We start from the raw sequence: 11,564 nt of genomic DNA, 5'->3' as shown, positions 1-11,564 counted from the left end.
ATATCCACTATAATCAAATAGTTTTTTTATAATTTGCAATTATTAGATTTATAGCCCGTTCACAGTCACTATCATTAGGATCTAGTGCCCATGCCGTGTTAAAATATATTAGTGCTTTCTTTGAGTCTTTTATCATAGCATAACAGTAACCTAGATTAAAAAAATATTTACTATCTTGTTTTTCTCTTATAGCCGAATGTAAAAGAGGAATAGCCTTTTTATAATTACCCAATTTAATAAAACATACAGCAGTATTATAAAGTGAAGCAGTTTTATTCTCTTTAACTTGAATAGCTTTTTGATATATATCAATAGCTTTTTTGTATTGCTTTTTATTATATAAAATATTAGCTTCATCAAAGTAGCCCATGGCAAAGCCTCCTTTTGGTTGTTTTAGATATAATAATTAAACATGAACAAAATGTTCATGTTTAATTATTATCTAGTTTTATCCAATTTATTCATATTATTTAATGAAGTTCTAGTTTTTACTACTATTTTCTTGTTTCAATCGTTTTTCAAGAATGGCAACTCCAGCGTACATCAAGAAAGCTAATATGCATAATATTATTATGCTCATCATTACCATATCCAATTGAGAGATTTGTCCTCCGAATATAATTAAGAAGCCTAATCCACTTTTAGCAACTAAGAACTCACCCATAATAACTCCAACCCAAGAAAGACCTACATTTATCTTCAAGGATGAAATTATAGTAGGTATTGTAGCAGGAATAATAAGATGGTATAGAACTTGAAGTTTATTAGCACCAAAGGTTTCTAGAAGTCTAATTTTATCTTTGTCTACCTCTTTGAATCCGTTTAAAATATTTATAATTGTTACAACTATAGAAATTAGTATGGCGATTAGTACTATAGCTTTTATGCCATTACCTACCCAGAATATTATAATTGGGGCTAAGGCTACTTTAGGTAAGGCATTTAAAACTACTAAATATGGATCTAGTACCTTTGAAGTAAAATCTGACCACCATAAAAGTACTGCAATTAGAGCACCTACTATAGTGCTAAGTAAAAAGCCTAATATAGTTTCGCCGCAAGTTACCAATATATGATTTAAAAGAGTGCCTTCATTATAAATTTTAACTAAGCTTTTCCACATTCTGGATGGTGTACTAGTTAAGAAGGGATCGATTAGGCCTACATTGCCTGCTATTTCCCAAAATGCAAATAGTGCTATGAGAATTAATACTCTTGCAATTATAACTTTCTTTTTATCATTTTTTATTTTTTTAATATAGTTTTCATGTTCTAAGCTATAATTATTCATTTAAATCCATCTCCTTCCAAATGGTATTGAAATACAATCTGAAGTTAGGATTTTCTCGACTTTTGAGAGGAGATTCGCACTCTTCGCATAAATTTATATTTATATCCTTTTTTATTACAGCAGGACGTTTAGATAATACAATAACTCTATTAGACATAGAAATTGCCTCTGATATATCGTGAGTTACCATTATTGCTGTTTTATTTTCATGTTTTATAATTTTATATATTTCATCACTGGCGTTAAGTCTACTTTGATAATCAAGTGCTGAGAAAGGTTCATCTAAAAGAAGAATGCTTGGATTCATTGCAAGAGTCCTAATTAATGCAACCCTTTGACGCATTCCTCCAGATAGCTGATTAGGATGATGGTCTTTAAAATCCCATAAGTTATAGTCAATTAGCAGTTTTTTAACTCTATCCTTGTTTTTTTCAGTAACCTTATGTTGAATCTTAAGACCTAAGAGCACATTATCCCATACAGTAAGCCATTCAAATAGTTGATCTTTTTGAAACATATAACCTATTTTTAAATTTGCTGCTGAAAGACTTTTATTATCTACCAGTACTTCACCTTTAGAAGGAGGTAATAATCCGGCAATGATATTTAAAATAGTAGATTTTCCACAACCTGAAGGTCCTACAATACTTATAAATTCTCCGTTAGCAACAGTAAAACTAATATCTCTTAATGCTTCCGTTTCAGCTTTTATAGTGTGATAATTCATATAAACATGAGACAATCTTAATTCCTTCATAGCATCAACTCCTAAGCAGTTATACTTTATTATATGAATTAAATGAAATAGTGTTAAATATAGATATGTATGGAGATAAAAAAATTAGATAACAGAATTAAACCTTAGAATACATTAGGTAATTTCAAGTAAGTAAATTTAAATTAGATTTATAACAAAAATTATAGAAAAAAGTGAAAAAATTCTAGTTTGAAAAATTTGACTAAAACCTTTATAATAAGTTATCACAAATACTAGCAATATAATGGGCTTAAAATTTAATATAATAAAAATATATAGAAAAGTGGGAAGAAAATATGAAAAAATTGTTAAATTTTGGATTGGATGTAGGTTCAACAACAGTAAAATTAGTTGCATTAGATCAAAAAAATAATATGGTCTATGGTAATTATAAGAGGCACTTTTCGGATATTAAAAATACTATTGTTAGTCTTATTGATGAAGCCTACACAAAATTCAAGGACGCTAGCATAACAATAATGATAACAGGTTCAGGTGGGTTAGCCGTGTCCAAGTGGCTAAATGTTCCTTTTATCCAAGAGGTTATTGCTTCCACTAAAACAGTAGAAGAATTCATACCTATAGCAGATGTGGCCATTGAACTTGGAGGAGAAGATGCCAAAATAACTTATTTTGAAGATGGTATAGAGCAAAGGATGAATGGTACTTGTGCTGGTGGTACAGGGGCTTTTATAGATCAGATGTCAGTTTTGCTTCAAACAGATGCAGCTGGATTAAATGATATGGCTAAAAATTATAATGTAATATATCCAATTGCCTCACGTTGTGGGGTCTTTGCAAAAACAGATATTCAACCACTTTTAAATGAAGGTGCAGCGAAGGAAGACTTAGCGGCATCAATTTTTCAAGCGGTTGTTAACCAAACAATAAGTGGACTTGCGTGTGGCAAACCTATAAAAGGAAATGTAGCTTTTTTAGGCGGCCCACTACATTTTTTATCGGAGCTTAGAAAAAGATTTATAGAAACTTTAAAACTAACTGAAGAGCAAGTAATATTTCCAGAGAACTCGCAATTATTCGTAGCCATGGGAGCAGCCTTAGCATCTAGGGAAGAGAAAATAATTTCATTTAAATCATTACATGATAAATTACCACAATTAAAGACTGCTGTATCCTATGAAGTTAATAGGCTAAGACCATTGTTTTTAAACCATGAAGAGTTTGAGGAGTTTAAGTCAAGACACTCTCAATATAAAGTTAAAAGAAAAGAATTGTCCAGCTACGAAGGCAATTGCTATGTAGGAATAGATGCAGGTTCTACAACTACTAAGGCAGCTTTAATAGGAGAAGATGGATCTCTTTTATATTCCTATTATGGAAGTAATCAAGGCAAACCTTTAGTTTTAACAATAGAGATATTAAAAGATATATATAACAAGCTACCGGCAAAAGCAAGAATTGTATCTAGTGCAGTTACTGGATATGGAGAAGGGTTAATAAAAGCAGCTTTAAAAATGGATATAGGAGAAATAGAAACTATAGCTCATTATAAGGCAGCAAGTTTCTTTCTTCCAGGAGTAGATTTTATTCTTGATATCGGTGGGCAAGATATGAAATGCATGAAAGTTAAAGATGGCGTAATAGACAGTATTATGCTAAACGAAGCTTGCTCATCTGGATGTGGATCTTTTATTGAAACTTTTGCAAAATCACTAGATATGAGTGTGGAAGATTTTGCAAAGTCAGCTGTATTTACAGAGGAACCAGTTGACTTAGGATCTAGATGTACAGTTTTTATGAACTCTAGGGTAAAGCAAGCACAAAAAGAAGGGGCTACCGTTGGAGATATTTCAGCAGGGTTATCCTATTCTGTAATAAAAAATGCTTTATACAAGGTTATAAAAATTAGAAATCCTGAAGAAATGGGAAATAAAATCATTGTTCAGGGCGGAACCTTCTATAATGATTCAGTTTTAAGAAGTTTAGAACTTATATCAGGAAGAGAAGTTGTAAGACCTGATATATCAGGAATAATGGGTGCATTTGGAGCAGCTTTAATTGCAAGAGAAAGATATGAAGAAGGTTATGAAACCAATTTATTATCTTTAGAAAAGTTAGATAATTTAGACATAAAGACTACTATGAGAAGATGTGGAGCTTGTGGTAACAACTGTCTATTAACTATAAATAGTTTTTTAGATGGTGGTATTTTTGTATCTGGAAATAGATGTGAAAAGGGCTTAAACAAAGGAAATAGCAAAAAAGATATACCTAATTTATATGAATACAAGTACAATAGAACATTTAATTATGTTCCTCTAGAAGAAAAAGATGCTAAGAGGGGTACAGTTGGAATTCCAAGAGTTTTAAATATGTATGAAAATTACCCATTTTGGTTTACTTTCTTTAATGAACTTGGATTTAGAGTTGAACTATCAAGAAGATCTTCAAAAGAATTATATGAACTTGGAATGGATACAATTCCTTCAGAATCAGCTTGCTATCCAGCAAAATTAGTTCATGGACATATAATGGACTTGGTATCTAAGAAGGTAGATTTGATATTCTATCCATGTGTACCGGTTGACAAAAAAGAGCAGAAGGATGCTGATAATAAATACAGCTGTCCTATAGTAACTTCATATCCAGAGGTAATAAAAAATAATGTAGATATATTAAGAGAAAAAAATATTAAGTTTATGAATCCATTTATTCCCATGGATGATGAAAATATACTTGCAAAGAGATTGTATGAGGAATTTAAAGAATTAGGGCTTTCTAAGAAAGAAGTTCTAGAGGCTACCCATAAAGCTTGGCAAGAAAGAGAAAACTTAAGAAATGATATAAGGATAAAGGGAGAAGAAGTCTTAAAATACCTTAGAAAAACAGGTAAAAAAGGAGTAGTACTTGCTGGACGTCCATATCATATAGATCATGAAATTCAGCATGGTATTGCAAATCTAATAACAGAATATGATATGGCAGTGCTAACAGAAGATTCTATAGCTCATCTAGGGAATGTACAAAGACCTCTTAGAGTTGTGGATCAATGGGTTTATCATTCAAGATTATATGCAGCGGCAGAATTTGTGTCTGCACAGGAAAACCTTGAATTAGTACAACTAAATTCTTTTGGATGTGGATTGGATGCTGTAACTACTGATCAAGTTGAAGAAATATTAAGAGGCAATAATAAAATCTATACAGTAATAAAAATAGATGAAGTAAATAACCTTGGAGCTGTTAGAATAAGAATACGTTCTTTAAAAGCAGCTATGGATGAAAGAGATAAAATAGGTATAAAACCTAGTCTAAATTATAGGCCAATGGATAGAATTCCTTTTACAAAGGAAATGAAAGATAAACATACAATTTTAGCACCACAAATGTCTCCTATACATTTTCAATTTGTGCAAGAAGCGTTATCTTCTTCTGGATATAATGTGGAAGTGCTTCCATCAGTTGATAAAGATGCAGTAGAGGAAGGACTAAAGTATGTAAATAATGATGCATGTTATCCATCAATCATAGTAGTAGGACAAATGATTGAAGCTTTGAAATCTGGAAAATATGACCCTAATAATACATCTCTTATAATGACTCAAACAGGAGGCGGATGTAGGGCAAGTAACTATATAGGGTTCCTAAGAAAGGCATTAAAAGAAGCTGGATTTGAGAATGTACCAGTTATATCTTTAAACTATGTAGGACTTGAAAGTAATCCAGGATTTAAAATATCATATCAAATGGCTAGAAAATCTCTTACTGCACTTTTATTTGGAGATTTGTTTATGAGGGTATTATACCGTGTTAGACCTTATGAAAAGATAAAAGGATCAGCAAATCTTCTATATGAAAATTGGGTTGAGAAGTGTAAAAAAGTAATAAGAGAAGGAGATTTTAAGTTAGCAAAGAAATACGTATATGATATAGTTGAAGACTTCGATAATTTAGAAATATTAGATATTAAAAAACCAAGGGTTGGAGTAGTTGGAGAGATCCTTGTAAAATATCATCCAACTGCAAATAACGATATTGTAGCCATACTGGAAAGTGAAGGGGCAGAGGCTGTAGTTCCAGACCTTACAGATTTCTTCCTTTACTGTGCTTATGATGAAACATTTAAATATAAGTATTTATCAGGAAGCCTAAAAGCTAAGCTTATAAGCGATGCTGTTATTTGGGGGATAGAGTATTTTAGAAAAGATATGAAAAAGGCCCTTAAAAATAGTAAAAGATTCCAATCGCTTTCAACAATAAAAGAGCTTGCAGAAGGGGCTGAACCTATATTATCTATAGGTAATCAGACAGGAGAAGGCTGGTTCTTAACTGGAGAAATGGTAGAGCTTATACACAGCGGAGTAAAAAATATTGCTTGTTTACAGCCATTTGCATGTCTTCCGAACCATGTAACTGGAAAAGGAGTAATAAAGGAACTAAGAAGGAGATATAAAGGATCTAATATAGTTGCTATAGACTATGATCCAGGTGCCAGTGAAGTAAATCAGTTAAATAGAATTAAATTAATGCTGGCAGTAGCTGAAAAAAATCTAAAAGAAGAATCAAATGAACTAAAGGACGATTTGACAGCAATAGGAGAAGTAGCAAGCGGTAAGCAAGTTTAAAATAGTGAATAGTATAAAAGGGCTAATGTGAAAAATCACATTAGCTCTAATTTTTTATTTTTTCACTTGATCAGCAAATTTATTAGTAGCAATTGTATCAAAGGAAGGTCTTTCTTTTATTAAATCAGCTTTATAAGATTGAATTATATCCATAAGCCTATTTAAATCTTCTGCTTTCATTGCAGGAGTTGGTGAGAAAGAATTGATACTTCTGTAGTTTTTAATAACGTTAGTTAAAATTCCAATGTCACTTCCAGGGAAGAATGATGCAATTGATTTTGCCACTTCTTCATCACTGTGATTAGCCACCCAGGTTTGACCTTTATAAATAGCATTAGTGAATTTCTGAATAACTTCTGGATTTTTATCCATATAAGACTTAGTAGCAAAGAAACAAGTATAGGGAAGAGTGCCAGCTTCTTTTCCGATAGAACTAACAATATATCCTGCATTTTCTTTTTCTAACATACTTCCGGTAGGTTCAAACAAAGCTACATAGTTTCCAGTGCCAGCCTTAAATGCTCCAGCTGTTGCTGTAAATGCTAGGTTAGTAATAAGATTAACATCTTTAACTGGATCTAAGTTGTGTTTTTTTAGAACGTATTCAAGTGACATCTCAGGAACTCCACCTGGTCTTCCGCCTATAATTGTTTTGCCTTTTAAAGACTCCCATTTAAAATTATCTTCTTTATTTCTACCTACTAAGAATGAGCCATCTGTTTGAGTTAATTGAGCAAACAATATAGGTAAATCTTCACGATGTTGATTATAGATATAAATAACTTGTTCAGGACCGCAGAAACCAATTTCAACACTACCGCTTAAAACTTGTTGCATTGTTTTATCTGCACCTTGCCCAGTGGAAAGATCTATATCTAGTCCTTCCTCTTTGAAGAAACCTTCGTTTATGGCAACGTACATAGGAGCATAGAATACAGAACGTACAACTTCATTTAATCTTATTTTTTGTAGAGATTTACTTTTATTATTACTGCATCCAAAGAGAGTTATAGAAGTTAAAAGAACAGCAATAGCTAATAATGTACTAAATACTCTTTTTTTCATAAAGATTACCCCCTTATATTAATTTATGTTATAAATTAGTATATGAAAGTTTTTTAAAAGGGGTGAGTAAAGATTATTTAGCTTTTCCAGGCTTCATATAAATCAGGACGTTCTTTTTTTAGTATTTTAAAAAATTTTTTTGAAACTTTTAATTTTCTAAGACCAGATATCATATGCTTAGGATACTTTTCTTTTCTAGTGTAATTATTTTTTAATCCTATTACCTTTAATTGTCCATTTTTAGTGATAAAAATATGTGAAATACCTGTATCTAATCTTGAAAAGTCTAGTGCTTTAAAGTTTTCAATGAGATCAACTAGAGAAAGGGCAAGGGATTCATTTAGGCTGTATTTTTTTATATAATCTATTAAACATATTCCATCTATATATTCTCTTATTATATAACCTAATCTATATTCATATACCTGAGGAAAGTATTTGTTATCTTTGCAATATTTAAGTATCAAGTACTCTCTTCTGCAATCATCAATATTTTTGCATATCTTAATTATTCTGCTATCATGTGTAAGATATATTTTTTCTTTTTTGCTGTGATGAATTATTTTAGAATTAGTTAAATCTATTCCAGGAACAATTTCAATTTTCATGCTAATACCTCATTTATTTAAATATTTAATATAAGAGATATTTTTAGGGTAGTATATATTTATAAAAAACAAGTATATATTATTACAATATTCTTTTTGTACAAGATAAGTGAAAAAATAAGGGTAACTCTTGACAGTTTATAAAATAGATGTATAATAAAAAATAATTGTATATTAAGCAGCAGGGAAAAAGAGGAGTAAAGATATAGGAATATTAAGAGAGGAAAGTCCATTGGCTGTAAGGCTTTCTATATGAATTATCTTGAAGGTAGCTTTGGAGCTTCTTTATCGAAATAGTAGTAGGTAAAGACGGTGGTCACATCGTTAATTTAATGAGTGCCTGTAAATTTTACAGGAATTAAGGTGGTAACGCGCGCTGTCGTCCTTTGGGATGTCAGCGCTTTTGTTTTATCTGATGACTACCATCCGTAATACTCCCACTTCTAAAGTGGGAGATAACGGCTGCTACGTCCCTAGATAAGGGCTTCTAAGCTTCAGTTGGAGAAAAAAGCTCCACCTGAAGCCAAGAATCCTCTTTATTAAAAATAGAACCTGCACAATTTAAATAGATTACGAGGAGGAAGAAAACATATGGCAGAAGTAAATATTTCAAAAACATATGATCCAAAAGAATTTGAAGAAAGAATTTATAAAAGTTGGGAAGAAAAAAAATACTTTACACCAAAAGTGGATGATAAAAAGAAACCTTATACTATTATGATGCCGCCGCCAAATATAACAGGGCAGCTTCACTTAGGCCACGCTCTTGATGGAACTTTACAAGACGTTTTAATAAGAGCAAAAAGAATGCAGGGTTACAGCACTCTATGGCTTCCAGGAGAAGATCATGCCAGCATAGCTACAGAAGTAAAAGTTGAGAAAGAGCTTTTAAAACAAGGTCTTAATAAAAAGGAAATGGGAAGAGAAGCATTCCTTGAAAAGGTATGGGAATGGTCAGAAGAGTATAAAGAAAGAATTAGAAATCAATATAAAAAACTTGGAGTTTCTGCTGACTATACAAGAGAAAGATTTACAATGGATGAAGGTTTAAGCAGAGCAGTAAAACAAGTTTTTGTGGACTTATATAATGAAGGACTAATATATAGAGGAAATAGAATAGTAAATTGGTGTCCTAAATGCCAAACAGCTATATCAGATGCAGAAATAGAATATGAAGAACAAAACGGAAACTTCTGGCACATAAAATATCCTGTAGTTAATAGTGATGAAAGCTTAGAAATAGCTACAACTAGACCAGAAACAATGCTTGGAGATACAGCTGTTGCAGTAAATCCTAATGATAAGAGATATTCTCACTTAATAGGAAAAACACTTATGCTACCTTTAGTAGAAAGAGAAATACCTATAGTTGCTGATGAATATGTAGATATGGAATTTGGAACTGGAGCAGTTAAAATAACACCAGCCCATGATCCTAATGACTATGAAGTTGGAAAGAGACATAATCTTCCACAAATAATTATGATGAATGAAGATGGTACTATAGCTAAAGGTTATGGAAAATATTCTGGACTAGACAGATATGAAGCTAGAAAAGTTATAGTTAAGGATTTAGAGGAAAGTGGATACTTAGTTAAGATAAGAGAGCATGTTCATAATGTTGGAACCCACGATAGATGTTCAACAACTATAGAACCTTTAACTTCTAAACAGTGGTATGTAAAGATGAAGCCTCTTGCAGAACCGGCTATTAAAGTTGTTAGAGAAGAAAAAATAAAATTTGTACCAGAAAGATTCTCAAAAACATACTACAATTGGATGGAAAACATTCAAGACTGGTGTATTTCAAGACAACTTTGGTGGGGGCATAGAATCCCTGTTTGGTACTGTGAGGACTGTGGAGAGATAATAGTATCTGTTGATGAACCAACAAAATGTAGTAAGTGTAATAGTAATAATTTAAAGCAAGAGGAAGATGTACTAGACACTTGGTTCAGTTCAGCATTATGGCCTTTTTCAACACTAGGCTACCCAGATAAAACTGAAGACTTAAAATATTTTTACCCAACAAGTACACTAGTTACAGGATACGATATAATATTCTTCTGGGTTGCTAGAATGATATTCTCAGGACTTCATAGTATGGGAGATATCCCATTTGATACTGTATTAATCCACGGTATAGTAAGAGATAGTCAAGGAAGAAAAATGTCTAAGTCTTTAGGCAATGGAGTTGATCCTCTTGAAGTTATAGAGAAATATGGAGCAGATGCCTTAAGATTTATGCTTACTACTGGAAATGCTCCTGGAAATGATATTAGATACTATGAAGAAAAAGTAGAGGCAGCAAGAAACTTTGCAAATAAAATTTGGAATGCTTCCAGATTTGTTATGATGAATTTAGATGAAAGATTAATAGATGAGTATAGAGATTGCAAAGAATATACTATTGCTGATAAATGGATATTATCAAGAATAAATACAGTAGTTAAAGAAGTAACAGAAAACATAGATAAATTTGAAATAGGAATAGCTGCTCAAAAGATATACGATTTCATGTGGACTGAGTTCTGTGATTGGTATATTGAGCTTGTAAAACCTGTTTTATATGGAGAAGATGAAAAGGCTAAAGGTATCGTTTTAAATGTGTTAAATGAAGTTTTAAGTACAGGTCTAAAACTATTACATCCTGTAATGCCTTATATAACTGAAGAGATATATGTGAACTTACCTAATTCAGAAGAAACTATAGTAACATCTAAGTGGCCTGAATACAATGATGCCTTAAAAGATGAAAAAGTAGAAGAAGAGATGAATTATATAATAGAAGCTATAAAAGCTTTAAGAAATGTAAGAGCAGAAATGAACGTTCCACCTTCAAGAAAGGCAAAGGTTACAATATATGCTTCTGAAGGTAGAGAAGCTTTCGAGCAAGGAAAGATATATTTTGAAAAGTTAGCTTCAGCGTCAGAGGTTGCATTTACAGACTCCAAAGATCAGGTGCCTGAAAACTCTGTTTCAACAGTAATTAAAGGAGCAGAAATGTTCATGCCTCTTTTAGACCTAGTTGATTTAGAAAAAGAGTTAGAAAGATTAAATAAAGAAAAAGAAAAACTAGAAAAGGAAATAGATAGAGTAGAAAAGAAACTTTCTAATGAAAAGTTTACAAGTAAAGCTCCAGAAGCTGTAGTAAATGAAGAAAGAGAAAAGGGCGAAAAATATAAAGAGATGTATAAGGCAGTAGTAGATAGAATAGAAAGTCTAAAAAAATAAAATTTAGTTTTTGCAAAAACGCT

At 31.7% G+C, this 11,564-nt stretch carries 7 protein-coding genes and 1 other annotated feature; of the genes, 2 read left to right on the top strand and 5 right to left on the bottom strand.

The features are described from left to right. Window positions 1-13: 13 nt before the first annotated feature. The 3 genes from ACWW38_RS03340 to ACWW38_RS03330 form a co-directional block, all read right to left on the bottom strand. Window positions 14-370 (bottom strand): tetratricopeptide repeat protein, encoded by a 357-nt coding sequence (locus tag ACWW38_RS03340; protein ID WP_456259399.1) that lies wholly within the window; start codon window positions 368-370, stop codon window positions 14-16. A 111-nt stretch (window positions 371-481) separates the two neighbouring features. Beyond that, a complete protein-coding gene (locus ACWW38_RS03335; RefSeq protein ID WP_456259398.1) occupies window positions 482-1,291 on the bottom strand; it encodes an ABC transporter permease in 810 nt (269 codons plus the stop codon). Beyond that, a complete protein-coding gene (locus ACWW38_RS03330; protein WP_456259397.1) occupies window positions 1,284-2,048 on the bottom strand; it encodes an ABC transporter ATP-binding protein in 765 nt (254 codons plus the stop codon). The genes ACWW38_RS03335 and ACWW38_RS03330 overlap by 8 nt, the downstream gene beginning before the upstream one ends. Window positions 2,049-2,344: 296 nt before the next feature. Here ACWW38_RS03330 and ACWW38_RS03325 point away from each other — a divergent pair, with 296 nt between their 5' ends. After that, a complete protein-coding gene (locus ACWW38_RS03325) occupies window positions 2,345-6,634 on the top strand; it encodes an acyl-CoA dehydratase activase-related protein (RefSeq protein ID WP_456259396.1) in 4,290 nt (1,429 codons plus the stop codon). A 54-nt stretch (window positions 6,635-6,688) separates the two neighbouring features. On the opposite strand, the gene ACWW38_RS03320 is transcribed toward ACWW38_RS03325, so the two are convergent. Both ACWW38_RS03320 and ACWW38_RS03315 read right to left on the bottom strand, forming a co-directional pair. Continuing rightward, window positions 6,689-7,699 carry an ABC transporter substrate-binding protein gene (locus ACWW38_RS03320; RefSeq protein ID WP_456259395.1) on the bottom strand — a complete coding sequence of 337 codons (1,011 nt, stop codon included), beginning with the start codon at window positions 7,697-7,699 and terminating at the stop codon, window positions 6,689-6,691. 77 nt (window positions 7,700-7,776) lie between these two features. After that, window positions 7,777-8,307, bottom strand: coding sequence for a serine/threonine protein kinase (locus tag ACWW38_RS03315; protein WP_456259394.1), 531 nt, complete (start codon window positions 8,305-8,307; stop codon window positions 7,777-7,779). Window positions 8,308-8,482: 175 nt separating this feature from the next. Next, window positions 8,483-8,697 (top strand) — a binding site (T-box leader). A gap of 201 nt (window positions 8,698-8,898) precedes the next feature. On the opposite strand from ACWW38_RS03315, the gene ACWW38_RS03310 reads away from it, so the two are divergent. Further along, window positions 8,899-11,541 carry a valine--tRNA ligase gene (locus ACWW38_RS03310; RefSeq protein ID WP_456259393.1) on the top strand — a complete coding sequence of 881 codons (2,643 nt, stop codon included), beginning with the start codon at window positions 8,899-8,901 and terminating at the stop codon, window positions 11,539-11,541. Window positions 11,542-11,564 lie beyond the last annotated feature (23 nt).

The sequence above is a fragment of the Clostridium sp. JNZ J1-5 genome, assembly GCF_053901425.1.
Note: the sequence above shows the minus strand (reverse complement) of the source record. Positions and strands in the feature narration are given on the sequence as shown.